This window comes from Mycolicibacterium llatzerense, from assembly GCF_025331195.1.
Classification (GTDB): domain Bacteria; phylum Actinomycetota; class Actinomycetes; order Mycobacteriales; family Mycobacteriaceae; genus Mycobacterium; species Mycobacterium llatzerense.
This window is the reverse complement of record NZ_LXOV01000012.1, coordinates 603,597-620,087: the sequence shown is the minus strand read 5'-3', so window position 1 is coordinate 620,087 and position 16,491 is coordinate 603,597. Positions and strand designations below refer to the sequence as shown.

Genomic DNA, 16,491 nt, shown 5'->3' with positions numbered 1-16,491 from the left:
GCGAGCAGACACGAAACCCCCTGAATCGATCGATTCAGGGGGTTTCGTGTCTGCTCAGCTGACGGGCTGAGGCTCCAGCCGGTTCGTCCGGTGCAGCCGGTACAGGGCCAACGCGACCAGCAGGCTGATGGTCGTGAGCGCGACCCAGATGAGTTCGGGTCGGCCGGCATCGCGTGCGGTCTCCATCAGCGCTCCGGTGGCGAGGTTCCCCACCAGGATGCCGATGCCGACGATGGTGTTGTAGAAGCCGTAGTAGGTCGCGACGAGCCGGTCGCCGGCGAGCGAGACCACGGTGTCCATCTCGAACGGGTACACCGCGGCCGATCCGACGGCCAGCAGCGCGGCCGTCGTCAGCAGCGCGGCCACCGCGACCGGTCGGCCCCACCGGTCGTCGGGCACGACGATCAACGGGACGAACGCCGCCGCCAGCACCAGCACCCCGATCGTCAGCGACTGGGCGCGGCCGTACCGCGCGGTGAACCAGGACGTGATGCGGATCTGGCCACCGATGGCGACCAGCCCCGACACCGCGAAAACGGCTGCCACGATGGCTGATTCATGGTGCGGCGCGAGCACCCCGGCGTGCAACGGCAGCGCCAGGTACACCTGGAACGTCACCACATAGGTGCCCACCATCGACGCGGCGAACAACAGGAACGGCCGGTTGGCCAGCACGGTGCGCCAGTCGTGCAGTACCGAGACGCGTTCGGCGACAGCATGATCGGCATGGTCTTTCGGCAGCGCGAACAGCTGCGCGATGGTCAGCACCGCGAACACCACCGCCGCCATGCCCGCGGTGACCCGGAAGTCCAGCGCCATCAGGGCCAGCCCCACCAGCGGGCCGGCCAGGATGCCACCCTGATAGAAGACGTTGAACACCGTGAACGCCGCCACCCGGCGCTCGCCGGAGTCCGCGGCCAGGTAGGCCCGCACCGCGGGGTTGAACAGTGCCCCCGCGAAACCGGTTGCCGCCGAGGCGATGAGCAGCGTCGGCAGGGATTGCGCGACCGCCAGCAGCCCGAAGGCGGCCGTGCGCAACAGGCAGCCCGCCACGATCAGCGGCTTGTAGCCGAGCCGGTCGGCCAGCGTCCCACCGACGATGAACATGCCCTGCTGCGAGAAGTTCCGCACCCCGAGCACCAGCCCGATGGCCCAACCGGCCAAGCCGAGCGGGCCGGCCAGATACCCGGCCAGATACGGCATCAGCATGTAGAAGCCGACGTTGATGCCGAACTGGTTGAGCATCAGCACCCGACTGGGCCAGCCGAAGCTGCGGAACTGGGCGAGGACCTCCATCACCGCACCTCCGTCACAGCGATGCCGCATCGGGCCTGCGCACCGTCGCGCAGCGCGTCCACGAATCCACCACGCGCTCAGCGGGGTCGGTGATCACCGCCGGTTCGGACGGCGGTTCGATCCCCAGCAGGTTGTGCTCACGGCAGTAGTCGTCGTTGTAGACGGTGTCGAAATACCGTTGCGGCCCATCGGGAAAGATCGCGGCGATCGTGGTGTCCGGATCGCGATGCCGGGCCGCCCAGCCGGCGACCAGCGCCACCGCGCCACCGCTCCAGCCGCTGCTGGCGTAGCTGGTCCCGGCCAGCGCGCGGCAGGCCCACACCGCTTCGGCGGGCGCCACCCAGTGCACCTCGGAGAACGCGTCGTAGTCGACGTTGTCCGGGTAGATGCTCGACCCCAGACCGCGCATGAGGCGACTCTGTGCGGGCTGGCCGAAGATCGTCGACCCGATGGTGTCGACGCCGATCAGCTCGAGATCAGGATTGAACTCGCGCAACACTTTTGCCACCCCGGCCGAATGGCCGCCGGTGCCGACCGAGCACACCAGGACGTCGACGGTGCCGAGCTGCGACTGTAGTTCCAGGGCGAGATCGCGGTAGGCGTCGACGTTGTCGGGGTTGTTGTACTGGTCGGGGTACCAGGCGGTGGGATCGCCGGCCAGGATCTGGGCCACCCGGTCGCGGCGGGCCTGCTGCCAACCGCCGGTCGGGTGTGGTTCGGTGACCAGGTCGATGTCGGCGCCATACGCGGCCAGCATCCGCAGCATCATCGGTTCCATGCCCGGATCGGTTACCAGGGTGACCGGGTGTCCGTACACGGTGCCGGCCAGGGCCAGGCCGAGTCCGAGTGTGCCGCTGGTGGATTCGACGATTCGTGCGCCGGGCAGCAGGTCGCCGCGGCCGCGGCCGCGTTCGACCATGTACATGGCGGGCCGGTCCTTCATGCCACCGGGGTTGACGCCTTCGAGCTTGGCCCAGAAGCCCCGGTCGTCGGTGGTGAACGGTGCGGCGATCCGCAGCACCGGGGTGCCGCCGACCATGGTGCCGGGGCGGTCGTAGCGAGCCAGCCGGCACGGCCCGGACGCCGGCCGAGTGGATTTTCTGGGCAGGGTGAGATTGGTCGAATTGTTCATGAGTGCATCACTTTTCGCTTGAGGCCGCGGCGCGGCAGCGGAATCGGGCAGCGAACACCGACCGGACACGAAGCGTGGCCGATCTGCGCTGACCGATCAGCGTCGGGAGATGCAGAGCCGGGTCAGGACCGCCCGGCCGGTGTGAATCTGAAGCGCGCGACGCGGCGGACCCCGGCCGGTCTGGGGCGCCAACGCGCGCCAGCACACCATGAGAACGCCGAGGGTCACCACCAGGCCCAAGGCCAGGAGGTTGGAGGCGGAGCGGGGGAGTCCGGCAGTGGTCACCAGCTCCGGGGCCGACGGGGCCGAGCCGTCCCGCGCGTGTGGGTGCTGCGCGGCCACCGACGGCAGCGTGTGTCCCGGGGCGACGAGCATGGGGGCGGCGTGTTCATGCGGCGTGGCAACAGGCTTGGCGCTCAACTGAATACCGATGCCGAGACCGAGCAGGGTGACGAGCAGCACGGCCGCTGCCCGCCATCGCATCGGCCGGGAAGTCACGTTCGCGACTGTACCGACGTTTCGGCGCCTATAGCCGGGCCGATGCGCTCCGTGCGGCAAAAGTTATCGGGTTCAAAGAACTTTCATATCAGTGCGGGCTTGAACGCTCACGCGCTGAACTCGTAGTCGTCGAGGTCGAACCGGCGGCTGCGGACGTAGGCCTCCACCGTGGTGGCGGGCCGCAGTGGCACGTCGCCGTTCTTGTCGAAGTAGTAGCTGTTGGCCGACTGGCAGCTGTCCTGCCAGAACACCTGCCGGTGGCGTTTGCTCAACATCTCGGCGAAATACCGGTCATTGGCTTCCTGGGATACCTCGACCCGGTGGGCGCCAACCTTCTCGGCCCGTTGCAGGCACCGCACGATGTGGTGGACTTGAGCTTCGATCAGCGCGAAATAGGACGAGCCCACATACCCGTACGGCCCCATGACGGTGAAGAAGTTGGGGAAGCCGGGGATGCTGACGCCCTCGTAGGCCTGCAGCCGCTGCGTCTCCCAGAACTCGCCGAGGGTGTGCCCGCCGGCGCCGGTGACGGGGAACGTCGGCACGCTGTCGACGTCCATCACCTTGAATCCGGTGGCGAGGATCAGGACGTCCACCTCGTGGTCCTGACCGTCGGTGGTGCGCACGCCGCTCGGGGTGATGCGCTCGATGGATTCGGTTATCAGACTGACATTTTCGCGGTTGTAGGTCGCGAGGTAACTGTTGTGGAAGCCCGGCCGTTTGCAGCCCACCGCGTAGCGCGGGGTGAGCTTGTCGCGCACCACGGGGTCATGGACCTCGCGGCGCAGGAACGACCGTCCCATGCGGGCCGCACCGTCGGCCAACGGGAAGACGCTGTAGTACTGCGCCGACAGCGGGAAGGTCAGCTCGACGTACGCCTGGCTGGCCAGGCGCTGCAGCGTCTTGCCGCCCGGGATGCGCATCGCCCACCGGGCCGCGGCCGGCAGCGGTAGGTCCAGCTTGGGGAAGCACCAGATCGGCGTCCGCTGAAACACCGTGAGCTGCTCCACGATCGGCGCGATCTCGGGGATCACCTGGACCGCCGAGGCGCCGGTGCCGATGATCGCGACGCGCTTGCCGCTCAGGTCGATGTGGGAGTCCCAGCGCGCGGTGTGCAGCGTGATACCGGCGAAGTCGGTCACGCCCTCGATGTCCGGCGGCTTGGGCACCGTCAGCACGCCGCTGCCGTTGATCAGGAACCGCGCGGTGAGTGTGCCGCTGCTGGTGTGCACGCGCCAGAGGTCGGTGGCGTCGTCGTACTCGGCACCAGTGACCTCGGTGCCGAAGCGGATCCGGTCCCGCAGCCCGTACTTGTCGACGCAGTGCTCGGCGTACGCCTTGAGCTCATGGCCTTTGGCGTAGGTGCGGGACCAATCCGCGCTCTGCTCGAACGAGAACTGATAGGAGAACGACGGAATGTCCACGGCGACACCGGGGTAGGTGTTCCAGAACCAGGTGCCGCCCGGCCCGGAGCCGGCTTCGAGGATTTGGTAGTCACCGAGCCCGGCCCGGTCCAGCAGGATGCCGGCCCCGATCCCGGAGAAGCCGGCGCCGACGATCACAGTTTGGACATCAGGCGTTGTCATGGCTCCATACTCGCGCGAGCAGACGCAAAACTGTCGCGTTTGTCGCAAAAACGACGGGTTTGCGTCTGCTCGCGAGAGAACAGCTAGGCGTAGAGGGCAGCCTGCAGGGCCGCCAGGCCCCGGTTGGTGGCCTCGGTGGCCACCGGCGAGGCCAGCGCGAGGCTGACGAAGCCGTGCACCATGGTCGGTTCGTTGCTCAACTCGACCGGAACCCCGGCTGCGGCAAGCAGTTTGGCGTACAGGGCGCCGTCGTCGCGCAGCGGGTCGTGCTCGGCGGTGCCGATGTAAGCGGGCGGCAGCCCGGCCAGCGACTCGGCGTTGGCCGGGGCCAGGTCGGTCGGCAGCGTCGAGGCGTCACTGATGTCCATGCCGGGCAGGTACCAGGACAGGAAGGCCGCGGTCACATTGCTGTTGAGCATGGGTGCGTCGGCGTTCTCGGTGAACGACGGCAGCGTGGTGTCACCCGTGGTCGCGGGGTACCAGAGCAGCTGGAACGTCAGGTTCGGGCCGCCGGCGTCGCGCGCCCGCTGCGCCATCACCGCGGAGATGTTGCCGCCCGCGGAGTCACCGGCCACTGCGATGCGCGCCGGGTCGCCGCCCAGTTCGGCGGCATGCGCGGCAACCCACTGCAGCGCGGCCCAGGAATCCTCGATACCGGCCGGGAACGGATGCTCAGGTGCCAGCCGGTACTCGATCGACACCACGATGGCGCGGGCGCCGATGGCGTGGGCCCGGGCCACGTGATCGTGCGAATCCAGGTCGCCGATCGCCCAGCCGCCACCGTGGTAGAAGACCACCACCGGCAGCGGACGCGTCTCACCATCGATGGGCGGCCAGTAGATACGTGCCGGAATCTGGCCTGCGTCACCGCAATCGAGCACGCGGTTCTCGATCCGCAGGTCCGGCAGCATCGCCGCGGGGGGTCGCATCGCTGCGATCTTGGCCCGGGCCACCTCGACGCCGTCGTCGATGGTGAACTCCAGCGGCACGGCGTCCAGGAGAGCTTTGAGGATCGGGTCGATATCAGGGCGAGTGTCCGGCGTCACATCCGAGGTCATGCCTCAGGCTAACGCGGCCCTCAATGCGGCGATTCCGCGGTCGGCCGCCTCGGTCGTCGCCGGCACCACGCCGTGGTAGCCGAGATAGCCGTGCACCACGGTCTCGGCGTTGTGCACCTCGACGGAAACCCCTGCAGCGGTGAGCATCTCGCCGTACCTGATGCCGTCGTCGCGCAGTGGGTCGTATCCGGCGACGGCGATGTACGCCGGTGCCAGCCCGGCCAGTGACTCGGCGCGCGCGGGCACCAGTGCGGCCGGCGGATTCCGCAGGTCGACGCCCGTGGCATACAGCAATGAGAAACCACCGACGGCGTCGCGGCCCAGGACCGGCGCGTCGGCGTTCTCGGTGAACGACGGCAGCGAGGTGTCCCAGGTGGTCGCCGGGTACCACAGCAGCTGGGCTCGCAGCGTGATGCCGGCATCGCGGGCCAGCTGTGCGACCACGGCTGCGAGATTTCCGCCGGCTGAATCACCGGCCACGGCAAGGCGATTCGGGTCACCGCCGATCTCGTCGGCATGGGCGGCCACCCACTGTGTGACGGCCCAGACGTCGTCCACCGCCGCGGGGAACGGGTGCTCGGGGGCCAGCCGGTAATCCACCGACACCACCACGGCGCCGGTCCCGGCGGCATGCAGCCGGGCGGTGCCGTCATAGGTGTCCAGATCGCCGACCACCCAGCCGCCGCCGTGGAAGAACAGCACCACCGGTGCCGACGGTTCGATATTCGGCGGCCAGTAGATCCGGACGGGCGCCTCGCCGATGACGCGGTCCTCGGCGCGGACCTCCGGGAACACCGCCTTGCGCGGCAGCTCACGGAACCGCGCACGAGCGGCTTCGACGCCGCCATCCATGGTCAATTGGAACGGAACCGCTTCCAGTACCTTTTGCAGAATGGGATCGAGTGGGGGACGCACAGTGTCCGACATGAGTTCACCGTACGCACCGCGCTGGCGGCTGTGGGTGGCGGCCGCAGTGGTCGCCGCCGGCTACGGCATCTTCCTCATCGCGACGGCGCTGCGGCTGCCGTCGGGCGCTGACCTGACCGGACAGTTCGCCCTGCAGCCCGAGATCAAGGCGCTGCCCGCACTGCTGCTGGCCGCGGCCGCTGCCGGACACGCCATCGTCCGTGAACGCCGCTGGTTGGTGGCCGCGCTGGTGTTCTCGGCAGGCGGTGACTTCCTGCTGGCCATGCCGTGGTGGCAGCCGGGCGGGGTGCCGTCGTTCGTGTTCGGGCTCGGCTCGTTCCTGATCGCGCACCTGTGTTTCCTGGCAGCGCTGCTGCCGCTGGCCCGGCGTACCCCGGCAGCCACGGCCGGCGCCGCGGTGCTGGTCGTCGTCTGCATCGGGCTGGTCGTCTGGTTCTGGCCCAGCCTGGTCGCGCAAAAGATGACCATCCCCGTCACCATCTACATGGCCGTCCTGGTGGCCATGGTGTGCACGGCGCTGTTCGCCGACCTGCCGACCCGCTGGACCGCACTCGGAGCACTGTGCTTCGCGGTGAGTGACGGCATGATCGGCATCAGCAAGTTCGTCCTCGGTGACGAGACACTGGCGGTCCCGATCTGGTGGGCCTACGCCGCCTCCCTGCTCCTGATCACCGCCGGGTTCTTCGCTGGCCGGACGGTGTCGACGGTGTCGTCCCTGTCTGCTACACCGGCTGCGTGACCGTCACCAGGACGCAGGCCGAACACGAGCCCGTGGCTCGGGTGCTGCCGATGCTGTCGGTGCCGCACCTGGACCGCGAGTTCGACTACCTGGTGCCTGCCGACCTGTCCGACGACGCGCAGCCGGGCGTCCGGGCCAAGGTCCGGTTCAACGGCCGCCTGGTCGACGCATTCATTCTCGAAAGACGTTCGGACACCGACCATTCGGGCAAGCTCGGTTGGCTGGACCGCGTGGTCTCGGCCGAGCGGGTTCTGACCCCGGATGTGCAGCGCCTCGCCGAAGCCGTGGCCGCCCGGTACGCCGGCAGCCGACCCGACGTGCTGCGGCTGGCCATTCCGCCGCGGCACGCCACCGTGGAGAAAGGTCCGCCGCCGGAACTCCCGCCGTTCGCTCCGCAGCACGTCGACCCCGGTGCCTGGCAGCCGTACGCCCGCGGTGAGCAGTTCCTCGAGGCGCTCGCCGAGGGCCGGGCGGCGCGCGCGGTGTGGCAGGCCCTGCCGGGGGAGGACTGGGCCAAGCGGCTGTGTGAGGCGGCGGCCGTCGTCGTCAACGCCGGGCGCGGTGCGCTGCTGATCGTCCCGGACCAGCGCGACGTGGACGCCGTCCACGCCGCGGCCCTGACCTTGGTCGACGACAACCGGGTGGTGGCGCTGTCCGCGGGCCTCGGCCCGTCCCAGCGCTACCGGCGGTGGCTGGCGGTGCTGCGTGGCCAGGCCCGGCTCGTGATCGGCACGCGCAGCGCGGTGTTCGCGCCCGTCGCCGACCTCGGGCTCATCGTCGTGTGGGACGACGGCGACGACTCGCTCTCCGAGCCCCGGGCGCCGTATCCGCACGCCCGCGAGGTCGCGATGTTGCGTGCACACCAATTGCGTTGTGGCGCAATCATCGGTGGCTTCTCGCGCACTGCCGAGGCGCAGGCGCTGGTGCGCAGCAATTGGGCGCACGATCTGGTCGCCGGGCGCAGTGTGGTGCGGGCCCGGGCTCCGCGGGTCGTCGCGCTCGACGACGACGCACATACCCACGAACGCGACGCCGCCGCCCGCACCGCGCGGTTGCCGTCGATGGCGCTGGGCGCCGCGCGCGCCGCGTTGAGCGCCGGGCGGCCGGTGCTGGTGCAGGTGCCGCGCCGCGGTTACGTCCCGGCGCTGGCCTGCGGCAAATGCCGGACCATCGCCCGATGCCGGCACTGCACGGGCCCGCTATCGCTGCTCGACCGGGACACCGTCGGCGCGGTGTGCCGCTGGTGCGGCCGTCAGGACAGCGCGCTGCGCTGTGGCCGGTGCGGCTCCGATGCGGTACGTGCCGTGGTGGTCGGGGCCCGGCGCACCGCCGAGGAACTGGGCCGGACCTTCCCTGGCGTGCCCATCGTCACCTCCGGCGGTGACGCCGTGGTGGCCGAGGTACCTGGACGCCCCGCGGTCGTGGTGGCCACCCCGGGCGCCGAGCCGCGCGCTGACGGCGGCTACGGTGCGGCGCTGCTGCTGGACGGCTGGGCCTTGCTGGGCCGCCAAGATCTGCGGGCCGCCGAGGACACGCTCCGCCGCTGGATGTCGGCATCGGCCATGGTGCTCGACCGCGCGGCCGGCGGCACGGTTGCGGTGGTCGCGGAATCGTCGATCCCAACGGTGCAGGCGCTGGTGCGCTGGGACCCGGTCGGGCATGCCGAGGCCGAACTCGACGGCCGCACCGAGGTCGGGCTGCCACCGGCGGTGCATCTCGCCGCCGTCGACGGCATCCCGGAGGCAGCGGACGCGCTGTTGGAGGCCGCCGCACTGCCGCCCGACGCCGAGGTGCTGGGTCCCGTCGACCTGCCGTTCGGCGCCCGCCGACCGCCCGGTCTGGACCCGGGCACACCCGTGCACCGGATGCTGGTCCGCGTCTCGCGCGACCGTGGGCTGGTGCTGGCGGCGGCCCTGCGCCGGGCGACCGGAGTGCTCAGCGCCCGCCACGATCAGCAGCCGGTGCGGGTGCAGATCGATCCGCTGCACATCGGATGAGGGTGTTCGGGTGGACCACAAGTAGCCTGGTGGATCGTGCGTATCGTCTTCGCCGGAACACCGGAACCCGCGCTGCCTTCATTGCGCAGGCTCATCGCGTCGCCCCGCCACGAGGTGGTCGCGGTGCTGACCCGTCCTGACGCGGCCTCTGGTCGTCGCGGCAAGCCGGCGCCGTCTCCGGTCGCGGAACTTGCTCTCGCCGAAGGCATTCCGGTGCTGCGGCCGGCCAAGCCCAATGAGCCCGAGTTCGTCGCCGAACTCGCCGAGCTGGCGCCGGACTGCTGTGCCGTCGTCGCCTACGGCGCGCTGTTGCGCGACGAGCTGCTGGCGGTGCCCCGGCTGGGCTGGATCAACCTGCACTTCTCGGTGCTGCCGGCCTGGCGCGGCGCCGCGCCGGTGCAGGCCGCCATCGCCGCCGGTGACGAGGTGACCGGCGCCACGACTTTCCAGATCGAACGTGCCCTGGACTCCGGGCCGGTGTATGGCGTGATGACCGAGGCGGTGCGGCCCATCGACACCGCGGGCGATCTGCTGGCCCGGCTGGCCGACGCGGGCGCCGGCCTGCTGGAGACCACGCTCGACGGTGTCGAGGACGGTGCGCTGACCGCGGTGCCGCAGCCCACCGACGGCGTGACGGTCGCCCCCAAGGTCACTGTCGAAGACGCGCGGGTGCGCTGGGACCTGCCTGCGCATGTCATCGACCGCCGCGTCCGCGCGGTTTCTCCGAACCCCGGAGCCTGGACGGAGATCGGCGACCTGCGGGTCAAGCTCGGTCCGGTGGTCCCGGTCGAGGCAGAACCGTTGGCGCCCGGCGCAATTCGCGTGCAGAAGGCGGGCGTGCTGATCGGCACGGGCAGCACTCCGGTGCGGCTGGGCACGGTCCAGCCGCCGGGGAAGAAGGCGATGAAGGCAGCGGACTGGGCGCGCGGCGCCCGGCTGGACGAAGGTGTGGTGGCCCGGTGACCGAACGGAACGGACGCGGCGGCGATCGCGGGCGGCAGGGTCGTCCGAACAATCAGGGACGCTCGGGCGGCCGGGATCGTCAGGACCGCCAGCCGGGCAGACAGCCGGGCCGGCAGCAGGCCCGGCCGGCCGACGCCGAGCGGCGCGCGCCGCGTGGCCCGCGCCGTAAGCCGCTGGATCCGGCGCGCCAGGCGGCGTTCGACGTGCTGCGTGCCGTGTCCGAGCGCGACGCCTACGCCAACCTCGCGCTGCCGGCGATCCTGCGCGACCGCGGCATCGAGGGCCGCGATGCGGCCTTCGCCACCGAGCTGACCTACGGCACCTGCCGCTGTGTCGGACTGCTCGACGCGGTGATCGAGAGTGCCGCCGGCCGGCCCACCGACCGGATCGACGCCGTGCTGCTGGACCTGCTGCGCCTCGGCGCCTACCAGTTGCTCCGTACCCGGGTCGACGCCCACGCCGCGGTCGACACCACCGTCGAGCAGGCCGGCGTCGAATTCGATTCGGTGCGTGCGGGTTTCGTCAACGGCGTGCTGCGAGCCATCGCGAGCAAGGACGAAGCCGCCTGGGTGGCCGAGCTCGCACCGTCGGCCGCTGCCGACCCCATCGGCCACACCGCGTTCACCCACGCCCACCCGCGCTGGGTGGCCCAGTCCTTCGCCGACGCCCTGGGCGCTGACGCAGGGGAGCTGGACGCGATGCTCACCAGCGACGACGAACGTCCCCTCGTGCACCTGGCGGCCCGCCCCGGCGAGATCAGCGCCGAGGAGCTGGCCGCGGCGATCGGCGGCGATGTCGGCCGGTTTTCGCCGTACGCGGTGTACCTGCCCGGCGGTGACCCCGGCCAGCTGGACCCGATCCGGGACGGCTTGGCACAGGTGCAGGACGAGGGCAGCCAGCTGGTGGCCCGGGCCCTGACCGAGGTGCCGCTGGAGGGCAACGACACCCGCTGGCTGGATCTGTGTGCGGGTCCCGGCGGCAAGACTGCGATGCTGGCGGCCATCGCCGCGCAGTGCGGTGCCGAGGTGATCGCCGTCGAACCGACCGAGCACCGGGCTGAGCTGGTCGAGCGCAACACCACCGGCATGGGTGTCGAGGTGCTCCGGGTCGACGGCCGCGACTCCGGTCTGGAGCCCGGCTCCTTCGACCGTGTCCTGGTCGACGCCCCCTGCACTGGCCTGGGCGCACTGCGTCGCCGGCCCGAGGCGCGGTGGCGCCGGCAGCCGTCCGATGTGCCCGGCTTGGCCCGCTTGCAGCGCGAATTGCTCGCCGCGGCAATCAAACTCACCCGCCCCGGCGGTGTGGTGCTGTACGCGACCTGCTCGCCGCACCTGGCCGAGACGGTCGGGGTGATCGCCGACGCGCTGCGCCGTCAGCCCGTCGAGGCGATCGACACCCGCCCGCTGTTCGCCCCGGCTGATCGGCTGGGCCCCGGACCACATGTGCAGTTATGGCCACATCGGCATGGCACCGATGCGATGTTCGCGGCCGCGCTCAAAGTAGTCTGACCGCCATGGCAGGACCATCTTCCGTCGCTCCGCTCGCCCACGCCCCGCTGATCGCGCCGTCTATCCTTTCCGCCGACTTCGCCCGGCTCGCCGACGAGACCGCGGCAGTCGCCGGCGCCGACTGGCTGCACGTCGACGTCATGGACAACCATTTCGTCCCCAACCTGACGCTGGGTCTGCCGGTCGTCGAGAGCCTGCTGAAGGTCACCGACATCCCGATGGACTGCCACCTGATGATCGAGGACCCCAAGCGGTGGGCGCCCTCCTACGCCGAGGCCGGCGCCTACAACGTCACGTTCCACGCCGAGGCCACCGACGACCCGATCTCCGTCGCCCGCGACATCCGGGCCGCCGGCGCCAAGGCGGGCCTGAGCGTCAAACCCGGCACCCCGATCGAGCCGTACCTGGAAATTCTGCGCGAGTTCGACACCCTGCTGGTGATGTCGGTGGAGCCCGGGTTCGGCGGCCAGAAGTTCATTGCTGAGGTGCTGCCCAAGGTCACCGCGGTGCGCCGCCTGGTGGACGCCGGTGAGCTGACCCTGGTCGTCGAGATCGATGGCGGCATCAACGACGACACCATCGAGGCGGCCGCCGCGGCCGGCGTCGACTGTTTCGTCGCGGGCTCCGCGGTCTACAACGCGGCCGACCCAGGTGCCGCCGTGGAGGCCCTGCGGCGTCAGGCCGCCGCTGCCTCGCCGCACCTGGTGCTGTGACGCCGGAGGCACTCGAGGCTGCGATGCGGATGGCCATCGGCCAGGCCTACGCGGTGAAAGGCACCACCTACCCGAATCCGCCGGTCGGCGCGGTCATCCTGGACCGCGACGGCGAAGTGGCCGGCGTTGGCGGGACCCAGCCGGCGGGGGAGGCGCACGCCGAGGTGATGGCGCTGCGCCGGGCCGGTACCCGGGCCACGGGCGGCACCGCCGTGGTGACTCTCGAGCCGTGCAATCATCAGGGCCGCACCGGCCCCTGCGTCGACGCGCTGCTAGATGCCGGGGTGGCGGCCGTGGTGTTCGCCGTGTCCGACCCGAATCCGGTCGCCGCAGGCGGTGCTCAGCGGCTCACCGACGCCGGTGTCACGGTGTCCTTGGGCGTCCTCGCCGATGAGGTTTCCGGCGGGCCGCTGCGGGAGTGGCTGCACCGCCAGCGCACCGGCCGCCCGCACGTCACGTGGAAGTTCGGGGCCAGCATCGACGGCCGCAGTGCCGCCGCCGACGGCACCAGCCAGTGGATCACCGGTGCGGCCGCCCGGGCTGACGTGCACCGGCACCGCGCGGTCGCCGACGCCATCGTGGTGGGGACGGGAACCGTGCTGTCGGACGACCCAACGCTGACCGCACGCCTGACCGACGGCACTCTGGCTGCCCGTCAGCCGCTGCGGGTCGTCGTCGGCGAGCGTGAGATTTCGTCGGAGTCCAACGTCTTGAACGACGAATCCCGGACCATGGTGATCCGGACACACGACCCGCTCGAGGTACTGCAGGCGCTGTCTGACCGGACCGACGTGATCCTCGAAGGCGGTCCGACCCTGGCCGGGGCGTTCGTGCGGGCCGGGTTGGTGGACCGGATTCTGGCCTATCTGGCGCCGACGCTGCTGGGCGGACCGATCACCGCGATCCACGACGTCGGCGTGCCGACCATCTCGCAGGCCCGCCGCTGGCGGTTCGACGGGGTAGCGACCGTCGGCGCCGACGTGCGGCTCAGTCTGGTGCCGAACTGATTGCTCGGCGACTTCCAGCGAACTTTTTGCGGCCACCGTGGGGGCTCGGCCCGTGAGTTCCGCCCGCTGAACCGTCCGAATTGATTCCCGCAAGCTGCTGAGACGTGCGATTCACCGTGGCGCGCAGTGTGATTGGCCTCACCGCGCCCCATCTTTAGTTTTGCTAATCGTTATCAGTTCGAGATCAACGCCTCGGCATTCGTGCAGGAGGCCACGATTTCGCATCCGTAAAATTGGGTACAGAGACCGGGTCATCTGGATCCGGCAGAAATATCGCGCTCACCGATGTCGTTAGAGCGAAGGTGAACACGAGCAAAGGATAAGAGCATGACTGCATTGCAGGACTGGCTCAGCTTCCGTCCGGTTGAAGATGGCATCAAAGACATGGTGTTCCGCCGGCCCCTGCGGGCGGTGCTGAGTGTGGTCGAGGAATTCGACGACGCCGTGGACGGGGCGCTGGAACGCCTCGCGGCACACGCGAACGGGCCCCACGCGGCCCCCGCGCCGACCTCGGCGTACATCCCGGACAACGTGGTGCTGATGCGCCCGGGTGTGGAGCGGTGCTAGCACGCCGCCACTGAACAGGCCAGAAACAACGGAGCCGCAGAGTCGATCGACTCTGCGGCTCCGTTGTTGTCACGGGTCAGGCGACCGGCGCCGGATCAGCCTCGGGGGCGTTCTCGGGTTCGTCGGCCTGCTCGTGGCGGCCGGCGATCAACAGCCCGGCCAGCGCACCCACCACGCAGACGACGGCGGTGATCAGGAAGATCGAGCTGTACTGCATGGTGTATGCCGTCTTCGTGTTCTTCGCGATCTGTGCGGCCGCGTCAGCCAGGTCGACGCCCTTGACCGCAGGCATCGAGGACAGCGCCTGTTGGACCTTGTACAGCCCCCACGCCGACAGCGCCGCCATGCCGATCAGCATGCCGATCATGCGCGACACCACGACCGCGGCCGAGGCGATGCCGTGCTGGGCCGTCGGCACCACCCGCAGCGTCGCCGACGTCAGCGGTCCGATGACCAGGCCGAGCCCCAGGCCGGCGATGATCAGATCGGTCGGCAGCTTCGGCAAGGACACCACCACGAGGTCGTGAGTGGCCGAGAGCACGTCCATGTCCCAGTGCGACACCAGCAGATACGCGGCCGCCGCGATGAGCAGGCCCACGAAGGCGACGATCCGGTCGCCGACCCGGGTGGCGATCCACCCGCCGACCAGCGCGCCGACCGGCAACGCACCCAGGAACCACGCCAGCTTGAAGATCGCATGCGCCTGGTCGATACCGAGCACACCGCGGCTGAAGAGCTCGACATTCACCAGCGTGACCATCAGCGCCGCGCCCGCGCACAGCGATGACGCCAGGCCCGCCAGGAACGGCCGGAAGTGCACACCCACCGGATCGATCAACTTCGTGCGGGCCATCTTCTCCCACACGAAGAACGCGACCGCGACGACCGCGGCGCCGATCAGCAACGGCGGGCCGTTTTCCGGGAGGACCTGCTTGCCGTCCGGGTTCGGGTTGTACAGACCCCAGGTCGCCAGCCCGAGCGCGACGGCAAGCAGCACGCCGCCGAGCACGTCGACCTTCTCCGGCGTCTCCGTCTCGATGCGCGATGGCAGGCTGAAGTGGATCATCACCATGGCCGCGATGGTCAGTGGCACGTTGATCCAGAAGACATCCCGCCAGTCGTGCAGCAGCCACACCACGGCCACGCCGTACAGCGGGCCGAGCACACTGCCCAGCTCCTGCGCCGCACCGATACCGCCCAGCACGCCGGCGCGGTTGCGCGCGGCCCACAGGTCGGCGGCCAGGGCCAGCGTCACCGGCAGCAGCGCGCCACTGGCGACACCCTGAATGGTCCGGCCGACGATCAGCTGGATCAGCGGCTCGATCACCTCGTTCGCCGGGGCGAACATGCCTGCCATCGCCGTGACGATCGAGCCCACCACGAACAGCGCCAGGCTCGCCTGCAGCACCAGCTTGCGGCCGAACCGGTCCGAGGCCCGGCCCAGCAGCGGCATCGCCGCGATGTAGCCCAGCAGGTACCAGGTGACGACCGGCGTGACCTGCTGGATCTTGTTGATCGGGATGCCGATCCCGTCCGGCGGGTCCTTCATCATGTCGGTCATGATCGTCACGACGACATACGTGTCGAGCGCGCCGAGCAGGACCGCGATACTGCCTGCGGCTATCGCGACGTGGCGGTTATTGCCCCCGGCCATTACTGAACGTCGGGCTTGTTGACGGTGACCGGCTTGCCCCAGTCCGTCAGCGTCATCTGCAGGTTGTTGCCCGGGCTGGTCTCCAGCTGAGCCTGAGCCAGCTGGTGGTTGCCACCCTCTTCGATCCAGGCGGTGCCCGGGAGGGCTTGAGTGACCTTCAGCTGCGGGGCGATCTTGTTGACCGCGTCGGCGCTGACGGTGCCGGTGACCTTGACGGTCTTCACGCCGTTGATGTCCTCGCGGCCGACGGCCTTGGCCTCGGTGAAGTTGTCCAGGATGTTGGCCAGGCCGGTCTCCGGGCGCAGGATCGCCGAGATGTCGTAGATGGCGTCGGCGGGGCCGAAGTCCGACAGCGGGCCACCGGACGACAGCGAGGCGTACAGGTGGTTGTCGTAGACGACGAACGGGGCGTCCTGGACGCCCATGCCGCCCACGGACAGGTTGGCCTTGCCCTGGCCGGCGACCGCCGGGGTCAGCGTCATGTCACCGGTCAGCTTGGTCACGGTCAGCTTGGCGATCTTGCCGTTGACCGTCAGGACCAGGTGCACACTCTGCTGGCCGCGGGTGGTGTCGGCGGACTGCTTGAGCAGCGCGGTGGCGTCGGGCAGCGGTGCCGAGGGGGCCTCGGACTTCGAGCAACCGGAGACCAGGAGCACCCCGGCCATCACGGTGGAGAGTAGGGAAACAAGCATGGCGGAGCGTTTGCGCGTCTGCATGCCCTGCATCGTAATAGGTGCGGCCGACTAACCAGTTGCCTCGATCGGCCGGTAGAACCTCAGGCATGGTTGCTGAACTCGAATTTCGGGCTGTTCCGATCGATATCGGCGACGGCGGGACTTCAGGGAG

15 protein-coding genes are annotated in these 16,491 nt (G+C 69.9%); 7 read left to right on the top strand and 8 right to left on the bottom strand.

Annotated elements, in window-relative coordinates; translation table 11 throughout:
• Positions 1-54: 54 nt before the first annotated feature.
• The 6 genes from A7G45_RS17850 to A7G45_RS17825 form a co-directional block, all read right to left on the bottom strand.
• On the bottom strand, positions 55-1,296 hold the full coding sequence (locus tag A7G45_RS17850) for an MFS transporter (protein ID WP_260939033.1): 1,242 nt from the start codon (positions 1,294-1,296) through the stop codon (positions 55-57).
• 13 nt (positions 1,297-1,309) lie between these two features.
• A complete protein-coding gene (locus A7G45_RS17845) occupies positions 1,310-2,428 on the bottom strand; it encodes a PLP-dependent cysteine synthase family protein (protein ID WP_377042076.1) in 1,119 nt (372 codons plus the stop codon).
• Positions 2,429-2,524: 96 nt separating this feature from the next.
• Complete coding sequence (gene lpqS, locus A7G45_RS17840) at positions 2,525-2,926, bottom strand: putative copper homeostasis (lipo)protein LpqS (RefSeq protein WP_260939031.1); 402 nt, start codon at positions 2,924-2,926, stop codon at positions 2,525-2,527.
• Between the two features lie 107 nt (positions 2,927-3,033).
• Entirely contained in the window at positions 3,034-4,512 is a 1,479-nt protein-coding gene (locus A7G45_RS17835; RefSeq protein WP_260939029.1) for a flavin-containing monooxygenase, read from the bottom strand.
• An 83-nt stretch (positions 4,513-4,595) separates the two neighbouring features.
• Entirely contained in the window at positions 4,596-5,570 is a 975-nt protein-coding gene (locus A7G45_RS17830; protein ID WP_260939027.1) for an alpha/beta hydrolase, read from the bottom strand.
• A 3-nt stretch (positions 5,571-5,573) separates the two neighbouring features.
• On the bottom strand, positions 5,574-6,497 hold the full coding sequence (locus A7G45_RS17825) for an alpha/beta hydrolase (protein WP_260939026.1): 924 nt from the start codon (positions 6,495-6,497) through the stop codon (positions 5,574-5,576).
• Here A7G45_RS17825 and A7G45_RS17820 point away from each other — a divergent pair.
• The 7 genes from A7G45_RS17820 to A7G45_RS17790 all read left to right on the top strand — a co-directional run bounded on the left by A7G45_RS17820 (position 6,496) and on the right by A7G45_RS17790 (position 13,991).
• Positions 6,496-7,236: a lysoplasmalogenase gene (locus tag A7G45_RS17820; RefSeq protein ID WP_260939024.1), complete on the top strand. Its 741-nt coding sequence runs from the start codon at positions 6,496-6,498 to the stop codon at positions 7,234-7,236. The two genes, A7G45_RS17825 and A7G45_RS17820, sit on opposite strands and share 2 nt — an antisense overlap.
• Positions 7,233-9,233: a primosomal protein N' gene (locus A7G45_RS17815; protein ID WP_260939022.1), complete on the top strand. Its 2,001-nt coding sequence runs from the start codon at positions 7,233-7,235 to the stop codon at positions 9,231-9,233. The genes A7G45_RS17820 and A7G45_RS17815 overlap by 4 nt, the downstream gene beginning before the upstream one ends.
• Before the next feature lie 36 nt (positions 9,234-9,269).
• The gene (gene fmt, locus A7G45_RS17810; protein ID WP_260939019.1) at positions 9,270-10,196 is read left to right on the top strand and encodes a methionyl-tRNA formyltransferase; all 927 of its coding nucleotides are present in this window, start codon (positions 9,270-9,272) and stop codon (positions 10,194-10,196) included.
• The gene (locus A7G45_RS17805) at positions 10,193-11,704 is read left to right on the top strand and encodes an RsmB/NOP family class I SAM-dependent RNA methyltransferase (RefSeq protein WP_377042077.1); all 1,512 of its coding nucleotides are present in this window, start codon (positions 10,193-10,195) and stop codon (positions 11,702-11,704) included. The genes fmt and A7G45_RS17805 overlap by 4 nt, the downstream gene beginning before the upstream one ends.
• Before the next feature lie 5 nt (positions 11,705-11,709).
• Positions 11,710-12,417, top strand: coding sequence for a ribulose-phosphate 3-epimerase (gene rpe, locus A7G45_RS17800; RefSeq protein ID WP_260939017.1), 708 nt, complete (start codon positions 11,710-11,712; stop codon positions 12,415-12,417).
• The gene (ribD, locus tag A7G45_RS17795; protein WP_344258537.1) at positions 12,414-13,424 is read left to right on the top strand and encodes a bifunctional diaminohydroxyphosphoribosylaminopyrimidine deaminase/5-amino-6-(5-phosphoribosylamino)uracil reductase RibD; all 1,011 of its coding nucleotides are present in this window, start codon (positions 12,414-12,416) and stop codon (positions 13,422-13,424) included. Before rpe ends, ribD begins: the two co-directional genes overlap by 4 nt.
• Before the next feature lie 327 nt (positions 13,425-13,751).
• The gene (locus A7G45_RS17790) at positions 13,752-13,991 is read left to right on the top strand and encodes a hypothetical protein (protein WP_260939016.1); all 240 of its coding nucleotides are present in this window, start codon (positions 13,752-13,754) and stop codon (positions 13,989-13,991) included.
• A 76-nt stretch (positions 13,992-14,067) separates the two neighbouring features.
• Here A7G45_RS17790 and A7G45_RS17785 read toward each other — a convergent pair whose 3' ends face one another.
• Positions 14,068-15,645 (bottom strand): MFS transporter, encoded by a 1,578-nt coding sequence (locus A7G45_RS17785; protein ID WP_260939015.1) that lies wholly within the window; start codon positions 15,643-15,645, stop codon positions 14,068-14,070.
• Entirely contained in the window at positions 15,645-16,361 is a 717-nt protein-coding gene (locus tag A7G45_RS17780; protein WP_166651508.1) for an LppX_LprAFG lipoprotein, read from the bottom strand. Before A7G45_RS17780 ends, A7G45_RS17785 begins: the two co-directional genes overlap by 1 nt.
• Positions 16,362-16,491: the final 130 nt, after the last annotated feature.